Origin of the sequence: Nostoc sp., from assembly GCF_035638895.1 — a bacterium.
In the GTDB taxonomy this organism is placed as follows: domain Bacteria; phylum Cyanobacteriota; class Cyanobacteriia; order Cyanobacteriales; family Nostocaceae; genus Nostoc.
In genome coordinates this window covers 1-23,773 of record NZ_DASQZC010000084.1, presented here as the reverse complement: position 1 = coordinate 23,773, position 23,773 = coordinate 1, and the positions used below count along the sequence as shown (strand labels likewise).

The following is a 23,773-nucleotide window of genomic DNA, read 5'->3' as shown; positions in this document are numbered from 1 at the left end:
AAAGCAGCAGTAGCATCGTTTAGGGCTTGGTCAATATCGCCCCCTGGTTGGAAGTATAAATCGAGGCTTACCTGTCCTTCACGGGTGCGGGAAAAAACTTGCACTACATTCTCCGTTGCCCGTAAAGCTTCTTCTAAGGGTCTAGTGATTTCATCTACTGCTACTTCTGGTGAAATACCTGGGGCTTCTAGCCGAACCCCAATTCGTGGATAGGTAATAGCTGGTAGCAGATCGACTTGGATCGTGGTGAGAAAAAATACCCCAATGACAACTACTGCCACGGTGAGCATGAGTGTGCCAATGTGTTGGCGGATAGCGATCGCACTAAGACTAAATCCGCCATTGCCATTATTATTGTTCGCCTGTTGCATGATACTAAGTGATAAGTGCTGACTACTAAGTACTTTTTTTCTTGGTATGGTGGTTATTACTCACCGTACTAAGCTGTTACGTGTTTAAGGGACTTCCAAGAAATAAATTATCCAATCTTGTGGGGTGGGCATCTTGCCCGTCTTTGACTATGGGCGGGCGAGACGCCCACCCCACAATAAATAGTTGTATATTTTTTTATTTGGAAGTCCCTAATTTGTACATTTACCTGATGACTGTTAACCGTCAACCGTCAACAGTTAACGACATCAAAAGTGTTTATATACTTTAGACGCGCATCAGCTTATTGCTTTTCTGAAAGAATTGAAAGACTTACAGTGTCACCTTCTTTTAAAGGCTTACCACTACGAACAACATAGCGCTCTCCCGTTTGCAAACCCGATAAAATTTCCACTCTCGCATCAGCCCTTTTTCCCAACATTACGGCTCGTGCTGTTACCTTAGTTTTGCCTTCTGTGTCTTGGACGACAAATATTTCCCCACTTTGGTCTTGTGACTTTGCCTCTGCCACACCAGATGTGTTAGCTGGGGAAGAGTCCTGCGGTACATTTGTTTGCGTCTCCCCTGTACCTTTGGAGTTCTTAGTGCCTGCTTGTTTTTGAATAGCTGTTTGCGGCACTACTACGCGCTGTTGCGTCTGGTTTTCAAAATTGACTCGCGCCAGCAGTCCACTACCAATTTTCCCTTGAGTGTTGGGAATCACTACTTCTACAGGTATCAAGCGAGCTGTGGCATCGGCAGCTGGGGAAATGCGGGTAACTCTGCCAGTTAATGTTTCGTTGGGGAAGGCATCTAAACGGACTTGTACAGACTGTCCAACCTGAATTTGTGCCAGTTCTAACTCGGAAACTTGCACTATGACTTTGACACGGTTAAAATCGCCAATTTTTAAGACTTCGCTACCTGCTTGCAGAAGGTTGCCAGGTTCTGTCACCTTTTCTGTGACTATACCATTGATGGGGGATGTCAGCCGAGCGTAAGAACTACGCTCTTTAGTTTGAGCAACCAATGCCTGCTGGGCCAATACTCTACCTTGAGCGGCAGCGACGGCTTGCTGTTCTGTACGAACCTGCTCTTGGGCTGCCCGTAGTGCCTGTGCTGCTGTTTTTGCCTGGGTACGTGCTTGCTGGGCAGTTTGTTCAGCGATCGCTCCGGCTTTGAATAGATTCTGTTGCCGTTGTGAGTCTGCCTGGGCTTGTACCACTTCTAGCCGCGCCCGTTCAACGTCAGCACGGGCATTGCTTACTTGATTGGTTGCTCTAGCTACTTCTGATTTAAGAGCTGCTAGCTCTGCTTCTGCTTGCTTTAATTCGGTCAAAAGTATGGCATCATCTAACTGCCCAACGTTTTGCCCAAGTTTTACCGTATCGCCCACATCTAAATTCAAAGCCAACAATCTGGCTTCTACCTGCGATCGCACTGATATAATCCGAAAGGGTGTTGTATTACCTGTGTATTCTGGTTGTTTTTCGAGCAAGTCAGTTCGAGCGATCGCCACATCTACAGGTGTTGTACCACCGCCTACCCTACTACCAGGAGTCTGAGATTGTGCATCTGCTGATTCTTTGGGCGACGAGCCGCAACTTGCCGTCAGCAGTGCTATACCTACCAAGCAAGAAATGAATAAACTTCTTACAGAGGTAGAGGAAAGTAAGTAATTTTCTTTTTTACCTTTTTCACCTGTTTCACTAGTGCTGTTTGCAAGAAGTCTCCTCTTTAAATCTGCGTAGGCCCAGCCCGCCCCAGGCATAGCTATCTCAGTCTTCACAACTGAATTTAACTGGATATTAATGAGCTGGTTGGCGGCTACCGGATCTGTTTTTTTCACCTGCTTGTGCGGCTTATTCATATCCAAAATCATTTATTTTTCTCTTATTGGGGAGCTTTTGGGGTTAAACAGCCGTGTTATACCAAGTAATTTTGAGAGATATCATTAACCAAAAACGGCGAGAATTCGTAAGCTGTCTTACAGTGACTTTCTGTATCAAAAATTACTGTTTTCCCATAAAAATCCAAAACTTCTCACCGCTCTACTTCTTACGCAGAGGTAGAAAATCTTCTTGCAGATAATCAATTATAAACTTAGTATAAATATTTGTCAGTTTTCTGAAATCTACCCATAGGGGAAACCTGGGTTTTTCTAAAGATATGAAACTTTTTGCCCTATATCCTAAAATGGGCGGTATTACAATAATTACCCTTTTTTTTACATCTTACTTTTTATTCTTGCATAAATACTTGTATTTATAGTATTTTAGTTTTTGTTAAGAATATTAAAGATTTATTGCGTTTTTATGTTTATAATGTAGTTGAGAACACTATTTTCTCTTACCCCCCTTGCGTAACATGGCAAGAACAGGGCGATAAGTACCATAGCAACAACAGCAAGAATGAAGTTTTTTGCCAAAAATATATTTGCATTAGGTGAGGAAGGTAAGGCGTGACATCATTGCTCAGAATCGTACAAACCACTGATGAATTACAGATTTCCGAATTTTTCCAGGAATCAGGGGGTAAATGGCGATCGCAACGACGCTACTACACCCTACCGACGGGAGAAACTAAGGAGATGGAAAGTATCGTTACGATCAATTTTTTAGAGCAGGGCTGTGATGAATTGCAAAAGCTAGCTCAAATGCACGATTTATCTGATGCAGGTAGTTTAATTTGTGGTGCAGCAGTTGTATGGGAAAGTACAGATGTGCTAAAGACAAAGAAAGAATCGCAAGGTTCAACAATATTTGGGGTGATGGGAAACATTTTGTATCGCGATCGCGGTTTTGCCATATCCAAACCAGTCACCGCCCAGTATTATTTCTCCAACCCAAAAACACTCTGTTTGCGTACTGAATACAACGGTTCAGTGTTTGAGGAAGAGTTAAAGCTAATTGGCAGCAAATACCGCACCAGACAGACGATCATCTCTCGTGCTGGTGAGCAGTTGATGATTGGGCAATATTTAGAAAAGAGAATAGATTAGTTTCTTCCCCACTCCCTGTGCTATTGCGCTTGCGCTGCGCTTCTTTGCGAACACGCACCACGCAAATACTTTCAAAAATCAAAACTAACTGCAATATAACTTTTTATAACAGTTTTGAAAATTTCCCCCAGAAAGTTAGTTGCTATGTCATCATGGGAAGTGAAATGAGAATTAATTCGGCGACAGTGTTTGTTTTTAGTATTGACAGGCTTTTCCCTTTTGGTATTACAGACTTCTCTCCGAAATCTAAATCTCTACAAACTATATGATTTTGGAGACATTTGATGTCAATTTACGTTGGTAACCTCTCCTATGAAGTTACACAAGATGCGCTGAGTGCTGTATTTGCAGAATATGGTGCTGTAAAGCGTGTTCAGCTACCTACTGACCGTGAAACAGGCCGTTTACGCGGCTTTGCTTTCGTGGAAATGAGTTCAGAAGATGAAGAAACCAAAGCTATTGAAGCCCTTGATGGTGCTGAATGGCTGGGCCGTGACCTTAAAGTGAATAAGGCGAAGCCCAGAGAAGACCGAGGTGGTTCCTTCGGTGGTGGTGGTAATCGTGGCGGCGGCGGCGGCTATAACCGTGGCGGTGGCGGTGGTGGTCGCTACTAAACTAGATAGGCGAAAGTCATTTAGTTGAATCTAGAAAAGGCTCAGGCAAAAATGCTTGAGCCTTTTTTATGCAAAACTTTACTTGTGAATAGTACTCAATAGAATGACAAGTAACTATATCAATGTAGTGCTATTAGCATAAGGCGTTTACCCTTACTATACTTGTAGAAGTAACGGTCTAAGAAAATAATGCAAATTAAACTCTCTAATATCTACGTACTTCCGGTGGCAAGTATGGTTGCTCTTATTGGAGCGCTACTTATAGAGATTTCTACAGCTCAATCTTCTGATTTTCACCCAGCAAATTCTGCACTTCATAACCCAGAAGCTTCTGATGAGGGTATTGACAGACAGGTTTTGGAGAAGGGGCAAGTCCTGATAGTTCAGACAAGAAGTAAGGGAGTGGAAGTTATAGCTGGGGCTAAAGTCGTGACCATGACGAAAAGCTACATTGTGAATATACAAGATGAGAATGGTGAAGTTATCAGAGTCCTTGCACGTTTGGGCGGAGGATCTGATCTCATTGCTACGGCTATTATGTCGAAGGCTGAAGCTCTTAAATTATTAGAATCAGGTGGGGGGATTGTGGAAAATCCTAAAGACTAGTACCGCAAGGCAAAAGTCAAAAGTCAAATCGACTCAATCAAGAACTTTTCAGTCATTCTGCGACATCAACCGATTTCTCATATCTTTAGGTAAGACTGCTGGAATCGGCGAACCTGTGAATCCATTTACATCACGAGTAACGATCGCCTCCAGCCCCAACTTCATCGCAGATGCTACCTGCACCGCATCTTCAAAATCAGTCAACCCTAGTGCCATCGCCTGTTCCAGCACCCCGCGATCCACCGCACAAATTTCCATCAGTGCCAACAATTGAGTCACTGCGGCAATCGCAACTTCAGTACTCTTGGTCTGGCGTGCAACCAAATAATGCACATCCGTAACTGTTGTTGCCGACATAAATCCTTCAACTTGCCCTGATTCAACCGTCTCCAGCAAAAAAGCAGCATCCGCCACAAAAGGTTCACGCGCTAGCAAAGCATCTAGCAGAATGTTCGTATCAAATAAAACTCTCATTACAGATACTTTTGCACCAACCGCTCATCTAGGACGGCTTTCACTTCTTCATCTGTAGGCGGCAATGTGTCAGTCTTGGCAATGCCGATTAAACTTGCAACTAAACCCTTCGGCTTTGACGTTGGCTGAAGTTTCGGTTGGAGCGATCGCATTAATGTATTAATTAACTGCCAACGATCCTCGGCAGATAATCTCAGTGCTTGATCTTCAAGTTCACGTAATGTCATGGTAATAATTTCTAACAGAGAGCATTAAATTATTCAGAATAAGTAAAAAATACCTCTATCTCAAATTTTAGCCGTTTGTGCTTCCCAATATCGTGACAATTTTATCCAAGTAGCATCATGCGATCGCCTCATAGAAGACCGCCGCTTGCTTATGCACTATTCGCAATTAATAATGAGTTGCCGACTTGCGATGATGTACGGCTGTAACGCCATCAGTATCTAACAATTTACCATTTTCGACAGTGGCATAAACCAACCAGTGGTCGCCAGATTCCATCCGGTTTTGTACGGAACATTCAAGATATGCTAGGGCATTTGTAAGTATAGGAGAACCATTTTCAGCTTCTTTGGCAGCGACATCAGCAAATCGGTCTTGTCCTGGGCTGAATGGTTTGAGGAAGTGCTTCATCAATCCCAAATGATTGCCTTCTTTAAGAATGTTGAGGACAAATTTGTTTCCTGTATGCGTCAGTGTTTCTACTGCGCGGTCTTTAGCTACAGCTATAGTTAAACCAGGGGGACTAAAGCTAGCTTGAGACACCCAAGAAGCTAACATAGCACTGGAGCGATCGCCTTCTTTTGCTGTGAGAACACAAAGAGAACCGACAATCCGACCAACTGCTTGTTCTACAGTTGTTGCAGGTTGACTTGGCGAGCGCACTTTTCTAGCTTTCTTCAAAGCTTGGGCAAAGTCGGTTCCAGCTTCTTCACATAATTGTAAGGTGGCATCGTCGGGTTTGAATTTTACGCGGATGGTGTCAAAACCAAACCGATAGCCAGCATCTTTCAATTTATCTTCGATTAAATCAACTGCTTCCCCACTCCAGCCAAAGGAACCAAAAACACCAGCGAGTTTATTATTAGTAGCGGTGGATAGCACAATTCCTAAAGCTGTTTGCACGGGTGTGGGTGCATGACCGCCGAGGGTCGGAGAACCCATAATGAAACCATCGGCTTTTTCCACAGCTGCTCGGATTTCTTCTGGTTCAGTAAATTCGCAGTTAATCGATTCTACAGCAACGCCAGCTTTTGTAACCCCACGCGCGATCGCTTGGGCTAATGTTGCCGTATTCCCATAAGCTGATGCATAAATCAAGGCTACTGTCAAGTCAGCAGAAGTTTGCTGTTGACTCCATTCTCGATAAGCTTTGGTCAGGTCAATTAAGCCATAGCGTACCAAAGGCCCGTGTCCAGTAGCATACATTCTCACGGGGAAATCAGCTAGTTTCTCCAGCGCTGTTTCAACTTGACGAGCGTGGGGAGCCATGAGGCAATCAAAATAATAGCGCCGATCTTCGTTATATATTTCCCACCCTTCATCAAATACCTGATCTCCGCAAACATGCGCCCCAAATAACTTATCTGAGTACAAAACTTCTGTTTGCGGATCGTAGGTGCAGAGTTGATCTGCATAGCGGGGATTGGGTGTGGGAATAAATTGTAAATTATGCCCGTTGCCTAAATCTAGGGTTTCTTCACCCCGCATTACAAGAATTTGCAAATCTGGATTTTCCAGCGCCGCACGTAAATTTATCGCCCCTGGATTAGAACAAACAAAAGTTATTTGCGGGGCAATTTTCAACAAAGCTTTTAAAGTTGCAGCGCGGTTGGGGTTCACATGTCCCAAAATTACATAATCTAAGTCTTCGAGATGAAAACGCTGCTGTAACGCTTTTAAATAAATTTCTGTAAACGTTTCCCCTGGAGGGTCAATGATGGCAGTTTTCTCGCTTTCTATTAAATAAGAATTAGCAGTTGTACCTTTAGCAAGAGCATATTCAATTTCAAATCTGAGCCTTGACCAACTGCGCGATCGGAGTATTCTTGTATCTGTAGCTATTGGATAAACTTGAACATCACGGGGTTTATTTTGTGACATAGGGAGTAGGGAGTAGGGAATGGGGAGTAGGGAATAAGAAGTCGGAATCACCACTCCCTATTCCTTTTTTTAATAATGCTTTCCAACACGACTTTTGGGGTAATGGGCGATAAGAAGTAGGAAACACCACTCCCTACTCCCTACTCCCCACTCCCCCTCTTAATAATGATTACCAACTTTGCGGTGATGCACAGCAGTTAAAGCATCTGGCTTAGAAACTCGTCCGGCGTAGACGGTACTGTATACTGCCCAATGGTCGCCACAATCCATTCTACTGACAACTTCGCACTCCATGTAGGCGAGGGCGTCGTTAAGAATAGGCGCACCATTTTCGGCTGGCTGGGTTCTCACTCCTTCAAAGCGATCGGCACCAGGGGCGAAGCGTTTTAAAAAGTGTTTCATTAGTGGTTGGAAATTGCCTTCTTCTAATATGTTGAGAACAAAGCGATCGCCTACTTGCATGAGTGATTCAATTGCCCGATCTTTGGCTACTGCAATGGAAAATCCTAAGGGTTTGAAGCTGGCTTGAGCAACCCAGGAGGCTAACATCGCACTGGATACATCGCCTTTTTTGGCAGTAATAATATATAATCCACCGCTAAGTCTACCTAGTGCTTTATCTAAGTCAGCACCAAGGGATTTCATGGCTTTGATACTGCGATCGCGTGTTACCCATTGAGCTAAGTCTGTACCCGCTTCTTCACACAGCTTGTAGGTATTTTCTGTGGGTGTTTCTTTAATCCGAATTGCTGGAAAAACCGTTGTCAAACCCAAATTTCGGAATTTACTCAGCAAAGGATCTATCGGCTCATCATCGCCACCGCCAGTTTCAAATACGCCGATTGCTTGTTTTTCTTTGGCAGATCCTAAAACTGTGCTGAGTGCAGCTTGAATGCTCGCAGCGCCAGAAGCCGGAGGTAAACCAACGATTAGCCCAGCACAACGGCTAACTAATTCCCGCAGATATTGTAAATCTACTTCAGATCCCAAATCGACAATTTCCACGGCGACACCAGTTTTGCCGATACCGTTGGCAATTGCTTGCACGAGGCGATCGCTATACCCGTATTCGGAAACGTAAAATATTCCAACTACCGTTTCTGGCTTGGCTTGCGTTTGGCTCCAAGTGCGGTAACGTCCAACTAGTTCCTCAACATTATGGGATAATAATGGCCCGTGTCCTGTGGCAATCATATCGATGGTTTTCAGTTCACCCATACGCTTCAGGGCAGATAAAACTGATCGGGCATTCGGCCCCATCAAGCAATCGTAGTAGTAATGAAAGTCTTCTTCGATAGCCGCCAAGTCTTCATCAAAGGTGCTATCTGAGCAATAGTGCAACCCAAAGGCATCGCAGGTATAGAGAGTTTTGGTTTTGTGGTCGAAGCTGAAAATGGTATCCGGCCAGTGTAAATTTGGGGCAATCACAAATTCAAATTCATGACCATTGCCCAAATCTAAGCGATCGCCATTTTTCACAATCCGCCGTTTGAATGGCTGATGTACGAAATCTTCAAGAAACTGAATCGCCACTTTAGAACCGACAACGGTTATTTCTGGAGCCATAAGCAGTAAATCTTTAACTAAACCGCTATGGTCTGGCTCGGTGTGGCTGATAATCAAATAATCAATATCTGTTGGCTTGATTAGTCCGGTGAGCGTATCGAAGTATAGTTGACGAAACTTTTCGTGGGAGGTATCAACTAAGGCAGTCTGCTCCCCACGGATGAGAAACGAGTTATAGGTGGTACCGTTTTGCAGACCAAACTCAATATCGAAGCGATCGCGATCCCAATCTAGAGAGCGAATAGCCGTCGTCTCTTGAGCGATTTCCACAGTCTGTATGGTGAGCCGTTTTTCAGTTTTTTCGGTGAGTGCTACCATAACTCCCCTCCTTGACACAATGAGTATTTGTTCCTCTTGTTTTATTGTGACACGGGATGAATGTTAATTTTTATTAAAAAATCTATGAATGACTTAAAAAAGTTAAAAGTGTGAAACCGCATAAGCACCCAGAACACATAGATAATATTTGGCTAGCTTTGGAAATTGGCAACTCTCGGCTACATTGGGCGTTGTTTATTGGCGAGGCGTTTTATTCAGCTTGGGATACCGACTATCTACCTGAGTCTGTTATACAACAACTGGCTGAATGTCAAACCCTGAATGATTTACTAGAGAAAATTTTTCCACAAGGTGAATCTCTAACAAACACTCTGCCACTCTGTCCTCTTCTCATAGCCTCCGTAGTTCCCAGCCAAACTGCTATTTGGCAAACTTACCCAAATACTCACGTTATTACCTTAGACCAACTAGGACTAAAAGGTGTTTATCCTACATTAGGAATTGACCGTGCTTTAGCTTTATGGGGTGCGGGGAAAACGTGGGGTTTTCCAATGTTGGTGATTGATGCTGGGACAGCTCTAACTTTTACTGCTGCCGATGCTAATGAGTATCTAGTTGGAGGTGCAATTTTGCCGGGATTAGGTTTGCAATTTGCAACTCTCGTCCAACAAACAGAACAATTACCATTAGTAGAAATGCAAAATTTTCCGTCTCTACCACCACGTTTTGCTCTCAATACTATAGAAGCTATTAAAAGTGGAGTTGTTTATACAATATTAGCTGGAATTAAATATTTTATTGAAGCGTGGTTGCAATTATTTCCTAAAGGAAAGATTGCGATTAAAGGGGGCGATCGCACTTTATTATTAAACTATTTACAAGCCTTATATCCTGAAATAGCAGCACGTTTGATTGTAGAACCGAATTTGATATTTTGGGGAATACGAGAAATAGTAATGGGTGATAGTGCAGATGGAATAAAATGAAGAGAGAAGTTTATCCATAGTGAAGTTATGCCCAAAGCATCATCGCTTTATGTAATTATGCAACAACTCGCTGCTCTTTCTTTAGTGGATCTTTTCAAAGTTAGGGCAATAATCAATGCGTTGATTGAGGAAAAATCTTCTCCACTGCCCAATAGTTTGAGTGTTGGAAGTTATCAAAGAGCAATATCTGTTTCTATTGAAACGAGAGACATTGATATCGCTGCTGTATTTCCCCCTATGATTCCGGGGTCGAGTTTAAGAGGTCAGATCAGATCGGCTATTATCTCAGGAAACTTAGAAAACATTAATTTAGATTTAGATGAATATCAAGTTGTCCAATTTTCTAAATCGGAAGCAAAAGGGGATGATTCTTTAGAAAAGGTAATAGAACTGGTTGACGAATGGATGGCTGATGAATCTGGATACGATGAGCAAACATACCCACAGATTGAGACAGGCTTGAATCAGAATCGGATGTCAGTGTAAAAACACAGATGAGTAGAGCCGTATTGCTCCCCACTCATCCTTTGAGTCAAGGAACACATCTAAAAGTAAACCCAAAAGTCCAATAGTGGTTGAAATCTTTACAGAAACAACAAACCCTGAATGAGCTAGTTTAATTCGTTGAAATTATGATTTTTTAAAATACCTTGAATAAACTCCCCAATCTCAACCGCTATAACCCCAGCACAAGATTCTGGTAAGTCATTTCCGGCATGGGCAATCATTTTCAACTCGACTTTTGGCATCAGTTGAGTATAAACCCGGCTCTTGGCTAAAGCATCTGGTGTATCTTGGCCACCTTGTAAAATAAAAACCGGCACATCTATCATGTAAAGCCGCTTTTGCAGTAATTCCGCCTCAATTTCTGCTTGTCGCCTTTTGAAGAGTAACTGGCAAGCTATAGGATAACGCAACAATTCCTGACGTAATTGCAAATCCTGGGCAATTTTTTCATACCAACCCAGAATTTTAGTCAAGGGAGTTAGCGATCGCAACAATTTCACTATTAGTGGTGGATAATTCAATAATTGCCGCATCTTCCGGCAATGCTGTTCTTGTCCTGCTATCTCTACACCCTCTGGTGCTAGCAGTACCACACCATCAAGTTTCTCTGGATACTTTAAAGCATAGCTAGCAGCAATCCAACCCCCAAGAGAATGCCCTACTAAATATACTTTTTCTAGCTTGACAGCTTGCAAAAACTCAGCCAAACACTCTACTTGTAAATCTATCGAATGGTGGATATTCGGATTTTCTGATTCACCAAACCCCAACAAATCAAGCGCAAAACAATGAAAATCTTGTGCAAGCGACTCCATCACGGATAACCATTGGCTGCTCTCATTCCAAGCACCATGTAAAAAAATTATAGGAGTTTTTTCACCGACTTCACGCCAGAATATCAGCCCTTGAGAGAGCTTTATCCGCGAGTTACGGAATAGTGTATTCATTTTAATTTAGTAGTTAACTTTTAGCACCATAATAAATAGTCATTTGTCATTAGTATCTAACAAATGATCAATGACTTATAACAAAATATTGTTATGCCAATGTTGTCAAGCCATTTAAGTAGTCTTGCAACTGCCTAGTATGGTCGTGAGACATCTGTCCTGAAGGTAGCAAGTTGGAAGAGAAAGCTTGGATTTCCATGACTTCTAAAGTATCCTGAATTTCCATTGTCCCATGTACCTCGGCTTCAACCACAACACAAATTGAATGGATTCTGGGATCGCGGTCTGGCGCGGAGTAAACTCCTACTAAACGATTAATTTTCACCAATTCTAGCCCGGTTTCCTCGATCAATTCCCGGCGGACTGTGTTGGGAATATCTTCTCCCCAATCCACCATGCCTCCAGGCAATGCCCAAAGACCATCATCACGCCGTCGGATCAGTACTATCCGACCATCGGGTAAAATTGGGATGATACTAGTGCCAGTAATGGGATGACGAAATATAATACCCAATACTGTTTGTCCAATACGCCATAAACTACGTGTGGACTGGACAGCTGCCGGAAAAAAAGCAATAACGTTCAATCTTCAAAATTTTTGTATTGTATTCTATAGCTCTCTACCACTTACATAAACTCAATTAATCAAATGTATATTGAGTTTTATTTTATACAAAAATGTTTGCGGTTTGAGATTTTATTCTGACGATTTACGTAGAATATTATTGATTTTAACATCAAATTTCCAGAGAAGCACTGTATTCATATATACATAAAGTTTGTAAAATCAGAAAGTTTTTCAGTTTAAAATTAACATTAGCCTTGCCCAAACTAGCGATCGCTAATATTTTTCAGCACACATTAAAAAAAATAATCTAAATGATAAGTTTTAACCCAAAATTTAGAAGAGACAATTAAGCGGGGTTTGAGACCGTCATCTAATTATTGATAATATTGATTGGTTTGTTCCAAGAACAACAACTTGTTAGCTAATTTACATATATTTGACGAATTTGAATCAAATAAAAGGTATTTTTCGTCTGGGTGGTGGGGATAGTTATAAATTATAATTGACAGAACAAGGTTGAACGCGATAGACTAGTACACTGTTTAAAGGGTATTTATTGCTGCACTAGGCTACAAGTATATCAATAACATTGGTAACTGATATTGCCTACGTGATGCCTAGTTGCTACTTTTTTGTTGTTTATTAATGAGGTGAACATGGCCAAGCGCCGTAACCCGAAAAAAGAAAAGGCGCTACGGAACCAGGCGTATGCCAGAAAGTTTCGTAAACGAACTACGACAGGAAGAATGCAGAGAAGGTTCCAACAAAGACCACCCAAGAGTGAAGAAGAAGAAGGCGCAGCAACAGCAGCTGAGACTGACTAAGCTCTCTGCTTAAAGCCTTTTTATTTAGATTATTTATCTTTTAGGGCGTACAAATGTACGCCTTTATTTATTTTTGGGGATTGGGGATTGGGGATTGGGGATTGGGAAAAAAACTACTCCTAACTCCTAACTCCCAACTCCCCACTCCCCACTTCTTCTATTGAGCCATTTGAGCGCGGGCAGCGATGAGTGCTTTGCGAACCTGTACAAAGCCAGTACCACCGTAACTGTTGCGGGCTGCCACAACTTGACGGGGGGATATTGCCTCATAAATATCTGCTGCAAATGCCGGATGTAGTTCTTGCCACTCTTCCAATTTCAAATCTTTTAGGAGTTTACCTGCGGCAATACTAGTTTTTACCACCTTACCCACAAGGTTGTAAGCTTCCCGGAAAGGAACGCCCCGTGCTGCTAGATAATCTGCTACATCGGTAGCGTTAGAAAAATCTTCCGTCACAGCTTCTGCTAATCGCTGGGTACGAAATTCCAAGCCTTCCCTGAGCAAAATTGTCATTGCTTCGAGAGAGGCTTTGATTGTATTGACGCTATCAAATAGACCTTCTTTATCTTCTTGGAGGTCTTTGTTATACGCCAGGGGTAGCCCCTTCATAATCACTAACATCGCCTGGAGATGACCGAATACACGTCCCGTTTTCCCCCGCACTAATTCTGGTACATCGGGGTTTTTCTTTTGGGGCATGATACTGGAACCTGTGGCACAGCTATCTTTGAGGGTGACAAAGCGGAATTCTTCTGATGACCAAAGAATGACTTCTTCTGCAAGGCGGCTGAGGTGAACCATAATCAAGCTAGCAGCACACAAGAATTCGATCGCAAAATCGCGATCGCTCACTCCATCCAGGCTATTGGCATAAATATCGTCAAAATTCAAGAGTTTGGCTGTGTAGTGGCGATCAATGGGGAAAGTGGTTCCCGCTAAAGCACCACACCCCAAAGGTGAGATATTCACGCGGCGAGAAACGTCTCCTAACCGTTCCCAGTCGCGTTGCGCCATTTGAAAGTATGCCAAGAGGTGGTGAGCTAAACTCAGGGGTTGGGCGCGTTGTAGATGGGTATAGCCAGGAATTAGGGTTTCAACGTTTTTTTCAGCTATATCCAGTAAAACCCCTTGAAATTCTCGCAATTCCCTTTTAATTTGTTGGATTTGGTCGCGGAGGTAAAGTCTGGTATCAGTACCAACTTGGTCATTACGCGATCGCGCTGTATGCACCTTTTTACCTACATCGCCGACAATTTCTGTCAATCGTCGTTCAACTGCAAAATGTACATCTTCAGCATCGACACCAGGCTTAAATTTTTCCTGGCGGTACTCTTGGCGAATTTGTTCTAAACCTGCAACCAGTTGCTCTCCTTCTTCTGGGGAAATAATGCCCGTGTGAGCAAGCATTTTGACATGGGCTTGAGAACCAGTCAGGTCATATTCGATTAATTCAATATCAAAACCTATACTGGCATTAAAACGAGCGATCGCTGGATGCAATGCTGATTCAAACCTCTGGCTCCAAGTTTCTTCTTTGGTCATAAATATTATGAGGGGAGTGGGGAGTGGGGAATGGGGAGTGATGATTTAGGAAGAGAGGAAGACAATTTTTCTGATTTCCCAACTCCCTACTCCCCATTCCCCTCTAGATTTAACCGTAGCTAGTTAGATTCCGAATCATATAGCCAATGACTAAACCAATCAACAATGCCCACGCTTGACCTGTTTGTATAAAGTGACGCCAAGATTTCTCAACCTGACCCATCAAGTCTGGATCGGTAATTGTTTGTGCTAGTAGTGCTGTCAAATTTACAGGCAAATGCCAATATAACCGAGATATCAAATCGCTGTAATGACTCATATTTGATGATTAAGAGGTTGGAGGTGGCAAATTTCAGCATCAGTTTATTTTTTAGATAAATTCCTGATATTTACTGAAATATTGCATATAACCTCAATGTCTTAACTCAAGATGCAGCCGATGCCAACCGCAATTTCTCGGCAGTCCGCAAAATTTGCCCCGCCAAAACTGCTGCACCAAAACCATTATCGATATTTACTACACCTACTCCCGCAGCACAAGAGTTAAGCATTGTCAATAAAGGTGCTAATCCACCAAAACTTGCACCATAACCAATGCTGGTGGGTACGGCAATCACAGGACAACTCGCTAAACCCGCAACAACGCTAGGTAAAGCGCCTTCCATCCCCGCTACGACAATTAACACCGATGCGGACTCAATCAGGTGGCGGTTACTTAATAAGCGGTGAATCCCCGCAACGCCAACATCCCATAGGCGCTGAACGCGGAAACCAGAAAGTTCAGCAGTGATAGCTGCTTCTTCAGCAACGGGTAAATCGGCAGTACCAGCAGAAAGAATGGCAATTTCACCCGCAAATTGTGGTTCGATGGTAGGAGGAGCGATCGCACAAATTCGCGCCGATTCGTAATATCGCAAACCGCTAACTTTTGATTCCAGTGCGGTATAAACTGCTGGTTCAATGCGGGTTGCCATCACCACCGGGTTGCGGAGGCGCATTACCTCGATAATTTGAGCAATTTGATCGGGAGTCTTACCAGGCCCCCAAATCACCTCTGGGAAACCAGTTCTTAACTGGCGATGATGGTCAATTTTGGCAAACTCACCCACAGATTCATAAGTTAAATCTTTGAGTGAGTCTAATGCCGTATCTGGCGTAACTTTACCATTGGCAACCGCAACGAGTAGCGATCGCAATGTTTTTTCATCTGTCATTAGTCTTTTATCCTTTATTCTTGTCACTAACCACTGACTAATAACTAATGATTAATCCGTTATTTTGATTTCATGAATGTTCCAGAATGCACCACTAAGAGCAGAGAATCTGATACCTTCAAAACGATTACGTACAGCTGACATTGACAACTGATTAACTAAGTAAATAAACGGTAAATTCTCCTGAGTAATTTGCTGTGTTTCCCCATAAATTTCTTTCACTTTAGCTTCATCAAATTCCTGTGCAGCTTGAATGTAAAGTTTACCAATTTCTGCTTCCCAAGGAGCCACTTCCCGACCCTCAATCGGTTGTTGTCCAGGTTGTGGTTTTTGATTAAACATATGCAATCCACCTTCGGGAGACCAGACATTTGCCCCATCATTGGGTTCTAAACCACCTGTCAGACCCAGCATCGAAGCTTCCCAGTCTAAAGAATTAGAAAGTTTGTTTGTGTAAGTATTCCATGCCAATGGAGTGAAATCCACTTGCATACCGATTTTACTTAAGTCTTGTTTAATCTGCGCTCCAATTGCTTCGCGGATCTTATTTCCAGAGTTAGTGAGTAAGGTGAAGCGAACGCGATTACCTTCAGCGTCTAATAACTGACCTTGTTGATTGTACTTAAATCCAGCTTTAATTAGCAGTTGCTTTGCTTTATTAATATCATAATCATAAGTTTTTAATCCTTTTTTTGGCGAAAGGTAATAAGGACTTTGAACAGTAATTGGTGAGTTTTGTGGCTCACCCAAGCCGCGATAAGTGTTATTAATCATCGTTTGGCGGTCGATAGCATAAGCTACGGCTTGCCTGAATTCAACTGTATTGAACCAGCGTGATTTAATTGGATTTACCAACGGTTTTCCGTTTCTTTTACCTTTATTTAAATTAAACAAAACAAACGTTGTACCGGTTCCAGGTTCATTACCGTAAATTTTAAAATTGCCTTGCTTTTCTTGCACCTTTAGCAAAGAAAAGTATTCAGGTGTTACTGCCACAGTATCTAATCCACCAGACCGAAATTGCAGCAAAGAAGTATCCGTATTTTCGACAATTTGCCAAACTAAACGTTCAATATAAGGCTGAGGTTTACCTTGGTTGTCCTTGCGCCAGTAGTAAGGATTGCGTCGAAACGCCACACGTTCACTTGTGTCATAGCGTTCAAGTTTGTAAGGGCCATTGACGATAATTTGTTCGGGAGGAGTATCAACACCCCACTTACTCAAAAAGGTTGGCTTTCCTTCTGCATCTTTTTGTTTTACAAATTCTCGCAGTGCATGGGCAGGTAAGATAGAAGTGTCTGTATTTAGTAAGAAAGGTCTAAAGGGTTCTGGTAAAGTAAATTCTACCCGGCGTTCATCGAGTTTTTGCACCGTAGGTAGGTTACGACTGACACCAATTCTGAAGCCATCTCTGACATCTGTGGGAATCGCTTGATTAAAGTAGATATCGTTGTAAGTAAATACGACATCTTCAGCTGTGAGTGGCTGCCCATCAGACCATTTTAAGCCTTCACGTAAAGTAAAAGTAAATCGCAATTTGTCATCAGAAATTTGCCATGATTCTGCTAAGTCTGGCTCAACTTTACCAGTAATTGGATTTTTGGTAATTAATCCTGCGTATGTCAAACCAAAAATATTTGGTGATTCTTGACTCAGAGCAAGGTTAAAAGTTTTAGGATCACTGAGGATGGCACTTACCAATTGCGGCACTTGAGCAGATGCACTTTTAAAGTTCGTTGGGTTGCACGCAGTAAGTGTAAGTGCTGTTGCTGAAGTCAAAAATATTGGCAACCAAAAATTTTTCATTGCCAGAAATATTTTTCTAAAAAATTTCATAATTTCAAATTTATTTTCATCCTAATTAGTCTTGAATATCTTTATCAGAGGCTAAAAAAAAGTTATTCGGAAGCAACTAGCAAGACAACAGCATAAGCACATATACCTTCCTCGCGTCCAACAGGGCCTAATTTTTCGTTGGTGGTAGCTTTAATGCCAATTTGATTTGGTTGTAATTCTAAAACCGCCGCTAGTTTGTCGCGCATATTGTGAATATGCGGTTTTAATTTTGGACGTTCTGCTACTACCACCGAGTCAATATTTCCCACCTGCCAACCTTGATCCCGAATCAGTTGATGTACTTGATTTAATAGTACTAAACTATCTGCTCCCGCCCATTGACGATCGCTAGGCGGAAAATAATGACCAATATCCCCCAAAGATAATGCCCCAAGCATGGCATCCATAATCGCGTGTGTTAGCACATCAGCGTCACTGTGACCTAATAAACCCAGTTCATGGGGAATTTGAATTCCACCTAAAATCAAAGCGCGATCGCTCACTAGTTGATGAATATCGTAGCCGTTACCAATACGAATTTTAGTCATTAGTCATTAGTCATTTGTCATTGGTCATTTGTCAGGAATTATTATCTTCCTGCTCCCCCTGCCTCCCCTGCCCCCTGCTTCCATTTATCCAAGAGATCAGGGCGGCGATCGCGGGTTCTTTCAATTTGTTGCTCATAACGCCACCGGGCGATCGCAGCGTGATTTCCACTGAGCAAGACATCAGGCACTTTTAACCCGCGAAAATTCGCAGGACGAGTATATTGGGGATAATCCAATAACCCCTCCTCAAAACTTTCTGCTGTAAGGGACTCCGTTTTAGCTACGGTTCCTGGGATCAGCCGCACTACGCCATTAATCAAAGCCATTGCTGGAATTTCCCCGCCAGTCAAAATAAAATCCCCTAAAGATACTTCACGAGTTACCAAATGTAGCACCCTCTCATCCACTCCTTCGTAATGCCCGCAAATAACTACTAACTGGTCGTAATTTGTCACCAATTCTTTCAAAAGAGGTTGATTAATTGTTTGACCCTGTGGACTCATCAAAATTATTTCTCTTCGGGGTAGAGTTGGCAGCGACTCCACAGCATTAAAAATAGGTTCTGGCTTCATTAGCATCCCAACGCCGCCGCCGTAGGGTTCATCATCCACCTTCCGGTGCTTATCAGTGGTAAAGTCCCGTGGGTTAACCAGATGCACTTCGGCAATCTGTTTGGCTAAGGCTTTACCTAGCAAACCAGAGTTGAGAACAGAGTTAAAACAGTCAGGAAAAAGCGTAACTATATCAAAGCGCACAGTTATTCGTATTCAAGGACACTAATCTTAAATTTGAATGTCTAGCAAACATCAACAAGCCAAAGTCGGGTCAAACTCCAGTTAAACTTTATCAATAGTATCTAAAACTACCAGACCTCTTGGATTTTAGATGGGATTAAAAGTTTTTCTAATTACTTAATTTATGTTTAAATGTTGTCACAAGTACATTTAAATTAATAATCTTATCAAGTTAACAACTTCCAGGATGCATCGAGCCAGCCTCAGAAAAAAGCGTAGTCTTAACTGCTCATCCTCAATCCCAAAGCGGGAATTTAGCCCGATAAAGACTATTTTGCCCTGCTGCAAGTGGACAGGTGAAAAACAAGGCGCTGGCTTTGAGGAATGGGAACGAACACGTTAAGACTGAGGCAACGCGAGCGTTAAGCGAAAATTTGGAGAGTGGCTTACACAGTTGCAAATTTCCAAAAAGTGTTCTCTCAAAAGTTGCAAAGCGCAAAATCATGGCTGCTTCTGAACCTTGTTAAATTCACCTGAAGTTGTTGACAGGAGAAACACAATGCCGCAATTACAAGCTAAATCGCTAGAAATGAGGACACCCCAAGCAACTAAAACCGCCGTTCTGGTTATCGGAGGTGCAGAAGATAAAGTTCATGGACGCGAAATCCTACGAACTTTTTTTGGACGCGCCGGTGCTAGTAAGGCTTATATTACAATTATTCCATCTGCCTCTCGCGAACCGGCCATCATCGGTGGTAGGTATATTCGCATTTTTGAAGAAATGGGTGCTCAGAAGGTAGAAATTTTAGATATCCGCGAACGGGAACAGTGTGAATCCTCCCAGATCAAAGCATCCTTAGAAGCCTGTAGTGGGGTATTTTTGACAGGAGGCGACCAGCTGCGTCTCTGTGGTGTGTTGGCAGATACGCCAGCAATGGAAATTATTCGGCAACGGGTGAGGGCGGGGCAACTAACCTTAGCAGGCACGAGTGCAGGAGCAGCAGTGATGGGGCATCACATGATTGCTGGCGGCGGTAGTGGAGAATCGCCAAATCGTTCCCTAGTTGATATGGCAACGGGTTTAGGGTTTATTCCCGAAGTAATCGTTGACCAACACTTTCACAATCGTAATCGGATGGGACGGCTGATTAGTGCGATCGCAGCTCACCCCGATCGCTTAGGTATTGGCATTGACGAAGATACTTGTGCAGTATTTGAACGTGATGGTTGGTTACAAGTTATGGGTAAAGGCAGTGTCACCATTGTTGATCCCACTGAAGCCACCCACACCAACGAACCCCATGTCGGTGCTAATGAACCATTAACAGTACATAATTTACGTCTCCATATCCTCAGCTACGGCGATCGCTTCCACTTGTACCAGCGCACTGTATTGCCTGCTGTACAGCGAATCTCCAGCTGACGGGATAAAGTATCTGAGGTTACACTGAGTTGGCCACAAATTTTAGATTTTGGATTTTGCAAAAAGTTGTAAGGAAGAGCCACTGCGTTGCGCGGGTTCCCCGCGTTGTAGCAAGTGGCGTTGGTTTACCGACCTAGCAAGCTTTTCAAGACGGATTTTAGATTAGAAGAGCTTTTTGGCAGATGCCGCCAAGTGGGCGAAACAAATCTAAAAACCATCAAGGACTCGTTAAGCCTTTGCGATCGTAAATCTAAAAAATTAAAAGAGCTAAGTACCCTAATTGTCTCTTTTAATCCAAAATCATAAATTTAAAATCCAAAATCGATTGACCGCACATTTATTTCTTGTTGTAGAAAAATGATGAGAATAGTATGTAAAAAGAAAAAACTGTTTGCAACGAACAGTTTAGCGGTCAATTTCAGTAAGAAACTAGAATTTGGTTCCGAATCTCCATCTACCTATTCCCATGAGAATCCTCAAGATCCAGACCTTACGCGGCCCAAACTATTGGAGCATTCGACGCCACAAGCTGATCGTCATGCGCCTCGATTTAGAAAACCTTGCCGAGACGCCCTCGAATGAAATCCCTGGCTTTTATGAAGGACTAGTTGAGGCGCTGCCGAGTCTGGAGGGTCATTATTGTTCTCCTGGCTGTCGTGGTGGTTTTCTGATGCGAGTCAAAGAAGGCACTATGATTGGTCATATCGTAGAACACGTAGCCCTAGAACTCCAGGAATTAGCTGGTATGCATGTTGGCTTTGGTCGCACCCGCGAAACAGCCACACCCGGAATTTACCAAGTAGTGATTGAGTATCAGAATGAGGAAGCGGGACGATACGCTGGACGAGCCGCAGTACGGCTGTGCCAGAGTATCGTGGATCGAGGCCGTTATCCTAAAGCAGAACTAGAGCAAGATATCCAAGACCTGAAAGACTTCACCCGTGATGCTTCCTTAGGCCCCTCCACTGAAGCGATTATCAAAGAAGCAGAAAAAAGAGGTATTCCCTGGATGTCTCTGGAAGCCCGCTTTTTGATTCAGCTAGGCTACGGCGTAAATCAGAAGCGGATGCAGGCCACAATGACGGACAACACAAGCATTCTGGGTGTAGAACTAGCTTGCGATAAAGAAGCCACTAAACGCATCCTCGGTGCTGCTGGTGCGCCAGTACCTAGAGGTACAGTGATCAACTTCTTAGACGATTTGGAACAAGCCATTGAATTCGTTGGCGGCTATCCCATCGTCACCAAGCCAGTGGATGGCAATCATGGACGTGGGATCACCATTGATATCAGAACTTGGGAAGAAGCCCAAGCCGGATACGAAGCTGCTAGACAGGTTTCTAGGTCAATTATTATCGAAAGATATTATGTTGGACGCGACCACAGGGTACTGGTGGTAAATGGCAAAGTAGTAGCAGTAGCCGAACGCGTCCCGGCTCATGTCATTGGCAACGGTAGATCCACCATCGCCGAACTCATTGAGGAAACAAATCTTGACCCAAATCGCGGTGAAGGACATGATAACGTCCTGACCAAGATTGAACTAGACCGCACCAGCTACCAACTCTTAGAAAGGCAAGGCTATACCCTCAATAGCGTGCCACCCAAAGGAACCCTTTGTTATCTCAGAGCAACGGCAAACTTAAGTACAGGTGGTAGCGCGGTAGACCGTACCGATGAAATTCACCCAGAAAATCTTTGGTTGGCACAACGCGTAGTCAAGATTATCGGTTTGGATATTGCCGGACTCGATATTGTCACCACCGATATTAGCCGTCCCTTGCGGGAAGTTGATGGCGTGATTGTTGAAGTTAACGCCGCTCCCGGCTTCCGAATGCACGTTGCGCCAAGTGTAGGTATCCCCCGCAACGTCGCTGGCGCAGTAATGGATATGCTGTTCCCCAACGAGCAATCTAGCCAAATTCCCATCCTTAGTATTACTGGTACTAATGGCAAAACTACTACGACCCGACTACTAGCACATATTTATAAACAGACTGGTCAGGTAGTTGGTTATACTACTACTGATGGAACATACATCGGTGATTACTTAGTAGAAGCTGGCGATAACACAGGCCCTCAAAGTGCCCACGTCATCCTCCAAGATCCCACAGTAGAAGTAGCCGTACTGGAAACGGCTCGCGGTGGCATTCTCCGCTCTGGATTGGGCTTTGAAGCAGCAAATGTGGGAGTAGTATTAAATGTAGCTTCAGACCACTTAGGAATTGGCGATATAGAAACCATTGAGCAGTTAGCTAACCTCAAGAGTGTAGTAGCAGAAGCCGTATTCCCTGATGGCTACGCGGTACTTAATGCCGACGATCGCCGCGTCGCCGCCATGTCAGAAAAAACTAAGGCTAATATTGCTTACTTCACAATGAACCCCGACTCGGAATTGGTGCGAAAGCATATCCAAAAGGGTGGAGTAGCAGCAGTATATGAAAATGGCTATTTGTCAATTGTTAAAGGTGATTGGACACACCGCATAGAAAGAGCAGAAAATATACCTTTAACAATGGGCGGGCGGGCGCCGTTTATGATTGCCAATGCTTTAGCAGCAAGTTTGGCAGCATTCGTGCAAAACGTCACAATTGAGCAGATTCGTGGTGGTTTGAAGAGCTTCCGAGCTTCAGTTAGTCAAACGCCAGGACGAATGAATTTATTTAATTTAGGCAACTACCACGCTTTAGTAGATTATGCCCACAACGCAGCCAGTTACGAAGCTGTAGGTTCCTTTGTGCGGAACTGGACTACAGGGCAACGGATTGGCGTAATTGGTGGGCCAGGCGATCGCCGCGACGAAGACTTTGTTACATTGGGCAAATTAGCAGCACAAATTTTTGATTACATCATCATCAAAGAAGACGATGACACACGGGGACGCCTACGGGGTTCAGCCGCCCAGTTGATTATTCAAGGCATCACCGAAGTTAAACCTGATAGCCGCTATGAATCAATTCTGGATGAAACCCAAGCCATAAATAAAGGCTTAGACATGGCTCCTGATAACAGTCTGGTGGTAATTTTACCAGAAAGCGTAACTCGCGCTATTAAGTTAATTAAGCTGCGTGGTTTAGCCAAGGAAGAGATACACCAACAAAATCCCGGCACAACTCTCATCGATTCTCAAAATGGAATAGCACCTTCTTCTGTTGTTAATACTCTGCTGTAGTCAGGAGGAGTCAGTGCGCTGACTCCTGTATTCTGATTACTTTTATTATTGTTTTTCTTCTTCCTGATTGGTTTCGTCACTGGGAGTTTTCATCTCCTCCTTAAACCCTCGTAAGGTTTTGCCCAATGCGGTTCCCAGTTCGGGAATTTTTTTTGGCCCAAAAATTAGAACAGCGACTATGCTAATTACAGCTATTTCTGGCCATCCCAGTCCAAACATATAAATTTCCTCTAAGGCTTCTGTAATTAAATATAGACATTGATGGCTCAAATCTCATAAGTTCTGCCTGCATTGATAAGCGCTATATCCTATTGCTTGAAGAAGAATTCAGAAGTCAGAATTCAGGAACCAGAATGCAAGACGCTCCTGCGTCGAAGGAGCTGCGCTATCAGTGGGGGATTCAGACCCGCCACTGAATTGTTGCACCACCAAATTTTCAATTTGGTAGGGGTCTTA

Annotated in this window: 23 protein-coding genes; 8 read left to right on the top strand and 15 right to left on the bottom strand. The window is 43.2% G+C overall.

Features of this window, described 5'->3' with window-relative positions; translation table 11 throughout:
* Both VE944_RS03775 and VE944_RS03770 read right to left on the bottom strand, forming a co-directional pair.
* Positions 1 to 371, bottom strand: a 371-nt coding sequence (locus tag VE944_RS03775; protein WP_324972491.1) for an efflux RND transporter permease subunit, incomplete at its 3' end; no start/stop codon positions are given.
* Between the two features lie 302 nt (positions 372 to 673).
* Positions 674 to 2,239: an efflux RND transporter periplasmic adaptor subunit gene (locus VE944_RS03770; protein ID WP_324972488.1), complete on the bottom strand. Its 1,566-nt coding sequence runs from the start codon at positions 2,237 to 2,239 to the stop codon at positions 674 to 676.
* Between the two features lie 591 nt (positions 2,240 to 2,830).
* Between VE944_RS03770 and VE944_RS03765 the strand changes: the two genes are divergently transcribed.
* The 3 genes from VE944_RS03765 (at position 2,831) to VE944_RS03755 (ending at position 4,590) form a co-directional block, all read left to right on the top strand.
* Positions 2,831 to 3,370, top strand: a complete 540-nt coding sequence (locus VE944_RS03765) for a phycobiliprotein lyase (protein WP_324972485.1) — start codon at positions 2,831 to 2,833, stop codon at positions 3,368 to 3,370.
* A 284-nt stretch (positions 3,371 to 3,654) separates the two neighbouring features.
* Positions 3,655 to 3,984 (top strand): RNA recognition motif domain-containing protein, encoded by a 330-nt coding sequence (locus VE944_RS03760; protein WP_323200175.1) that lies wholly within the window; start codon positions 3,655 to 3,657, stop codon positions 3,982 to 3,984.
* A 189-nt stretch (positions 3,985 to 4,173) separates the two neighbouring features.
* Positions 4,174 to 4,590 carry a hypothetical protein gene (locus VE944_RS03755; protein ID WP_324972476.1) on the top strand — a complete coding sequence of 139 codons (417 nt, stop codon included), beginning with the start codon at positions 4,174 to 4,176 and terminating at the stop codon, positions 4,588 to 4,590.
* A gap of 48 nt (positions 4,591 to 4,638) precedes the next feature.
* Here the strand turns inward: VE944_RS03755 and VE944_RS03750 are convergent, their stop codons facing one another.
* From VE944_RS03750 to VE944_RS03735, 4 genes are all read right to left on the bottom strand, one after another.
* Positions 4,639 to 5,064 carry a type II toxin-antitoxin system VapC family toxin gene (locus tag VE944_RS03750; RefSeq protein ID WP_324972473.1) on the bottom strand — a complete coding sequence of 142 codons (426 nt, stop codon included), beginning with the start codon at positions 5,062 to 5,064 and terminating at the stop codon, positions 4,639 to 4,641.
* The gene (locus VE944_RS03745) at positions 5,064 to 5,291 is read right to left on the bottom strand and encodes a hypothetical protein (RefSeq protein WP_324972470.1); all 228 of its coding nucleotides are present in this window, start codon (positions 5,289 to 5,291) and stop codon (positions 5,064 to 5,066) included. Before VE944_RS03745 ends, VE944_RS03750 begins: the two co-directional genes overlap by 1 nt.
* Positions 5,292 to 5,457: 166 nt before the next feature.
* A complete protein-coding gene (locus tag VE944_RS03740) occupies positions 5,458 to 7,170 on the bottom strand; it encodes a diflavin flavoprotein (RefSeq protein WP_324972468.1) in 1,713 nt (570 codons plus the stop codon).
* Between the two features lie 159 nt (positions 7,171 to 7,329).
* Entirely contained in the window at positions 7,330 to 9,054 is a 1,725-nt protein-coding gene (locus VE944_RS03735) for a diflavin flavoprotein (RefSeq protein WP_324972465.1), read from the bottom strand.
* Positions 9,055 to 9,164: 110 nt separating this feature from the next.
* On the opposite strand from VE944_RS03735, the gene VE944_RS03730 reads away from it, so the two are divergent.
* Together VE944_RS03730 and VE944_RS03725 are read left to right on the top strand one after the other, a co-directional pair.
* Positions 9,165 to 10,001: a pantothenate kinase gene (locus tag VE944_RS03730; RefSeq protein ID WP_324972462.1), complete on the top strand. Its 837-nt coding sequence runs from the start codon at positions 9,165 to 9,167 to the stop codon at positions 9,999 to 10,001.
* 27 nt (positions 10,002 to 10,028) lie between these two features.
* On the top strand, positions 10,029 to 10,487 hold the full coding sequence (locus VE944_RS03725; RefSeq protein WP_324972459.1) for a hypothetical protein: 459 nt from the start codon (positions 10,029 to 10,031) through the stop codon (positions 10,485 to 10,487).
* A gap of 125 nt (positions 10,488 to 10,612) precedes the next feature.
* On the opposite strand, the gene VE944_RS03720 is transcribed toward VE944_RS03725, so the two are convergent.
* Both VE944_RS03720 and VE944_RS03715 read right to left on the bottom strand, forming a co-directional pair.
* Positions 10,613 to 11,455: an alpha/beta fold hydrolase gene (locus VE944_RS03720; protein ID WP_324972456.1), complete on the bottom strand. Its 843-nt coding sequence runs from the start codon at positions 11,453 to 11,455 to the stop codon at positions 10,613 to 10,615.
* 91 nt (positions 11,456 to 11,546) lie between these two features.
* Entirely contained in the window at positions 11,547 to 12,041 is a 495-nt protein-coding gene (locus VE944_RS03715; RefSeq protein WP_324972454.1) for an NUDIX hydrolase, read from the bottom strand.
* A 638-nt stretch (positions 12,042 to 12,679) separates the two neighbouring features.
* Between VE944_RS03715 and VE944_RS03710 the strand changes: the two genes are divergently transcribed.
* On the top strand, positions 12,680 to 12,847 hold the full coding sequence (locus VE944_RS03710; RefSeq protein ID WP_322643767.1) for a hypothetical protein: 168 nt from the start codon (positions 12,680 to 12,682) through the stop codon (positions 12,845 to 12,847).
* A 157-nt stretch (positions 12,848 to 13,004) separates the two neighbouring features.
* On the opposite strand, the gene argH is transcribed toward VE944_RS03710, so the two are convergent.
* The 6 genes from argH to trmD all read right to left on the bottom strand — a co-directional run bounded on the left by argH (position 13,005) and on the right by trmD (position 18,743).
* On the bottom strand, positions 13,005 to 14,390 hold the full coding sequence (argH, locus tag VE944_RS03705) for an argininosuccinate lyase (RefSeq protein WP_324972446.1): 1,386 nt from the start codon (positions 14,388 to 14,390) through the stop codon (positions 13,005 to 13,007).
* Positions 14,391 to 14,499: 109 nt separating this feature from the next.
* On the bottom strand, positions 14,500 to 14,709 hold the full coding sequence (locus tag VE944_RS03700; RefSeq protein ID WP_324972443.1) for a hypothetical protein: 210 nt from the start codon (positions 14,707 to 14,709) through the stop codon (positions 14,500 to 14,502).
* Positions 14,710 to 14,815: 106 nt separating this feature from the next.
* Positions 14,816 to 15,604, bottom strand: a complete 789-nt coding sequence (gene larB / locus VE944_RS03695) for a nickel pincer cofactor biosynthesis protein LarB (RefSeq protein ID WP_324972440.1) — start codon at positions 15,602 to 15,604, stop codon at positions 14,816 to 14,818.
* 51 nt (positions 15,605 to 15,655) lie between these two features.
* The gene (locus VE944_RS03690) at positions 15,656 to 17,440 is read right to left on the bottom strand and encodes an ABC transporter substrate-binding protein (protein ID WP_324972437.1); all 1,785 of its coding nucleotides are present in this window, start codon (positions 17,438 to 17,440) and stop codon (positions 15,656 to 15,658) included.
* Between the two features lie 62 nt (positions 17,441 to 17,502).
* Positions 17,503 to 17,988: a 2-C-methyl-D-erythritol 2,4-cyclodiphosphate synthase gene (gene ispF / locus VE944_RS03685; RefSeq protein WP_324972434.1), complete on the bottom strand. Its 486-nt coding sequence runs from the start codon at positions 17,986 to 17,988 to the stop codon at positions 17,503 to 17,505.
* Between the two features lie 41 nt (positions 17,989 to 18,029).
* A complete protein-coding gene (gene trmD, locus VE944_RS03680; RefSeq protein WP_324972431.1) occupies positions 18,030 to 18,743 on the bottom strand; it encodes a tRNA (guanosine(37)-N1)-methyltransferase TrmD in 714 nt (237 codons plus the stop codon).
* 538 nt (positions 18,744 to 19,281) lie between these two features.
* On the opposite strand from trmD, the gene VE944_RS03675 reads away from it, so the two are divergent.
* On the top strand, positions 19,282 to 20,145 hold the full coding sequence (locus VE944_RS03675; RefSeq protein WP_324972429.1) for a cyanophycinase: 864 nt from the start codon (positions 19,282 to 19,284) through the stop codon (positions 20,143 to 20,145).
* Between the two features lie 466 nt (positions 20,146 to 20,611).
* Positions 20,612 to 23,317 (top strand): cyanophycin synthetase, encoded by a 2,706-nt coding sequence (cphA, locus tag VE944_RS03670; RefSeq protein WP_324972426.1) that lies wholly within the window; start codon positions 20,612 to 20,614, stop codon positions 23,315 to 23,317.
* Positions 23,318 to 23,362: 45 nt separating this feature from the next.
* Here cphA and tatA read toward each other — a convergent pair whose 3' ends face one another.
* Positions 23,363 to 23,536 carry a twin-arginine translocase TatA/TatE family subunit gene (gene tatA, locus VE944_RS03665; protein WP_229552066.1) on the bottom strand — a complete coding sequence of 58 codons (174 nt, stop codon included), beginning with the start codon at positions 23,534 to 23,536 and terminating at the stop codon, positions 23,363 to 23,365.
* Positions 23,537 to 23,773 lie beyond the last annotated feature (237 nt).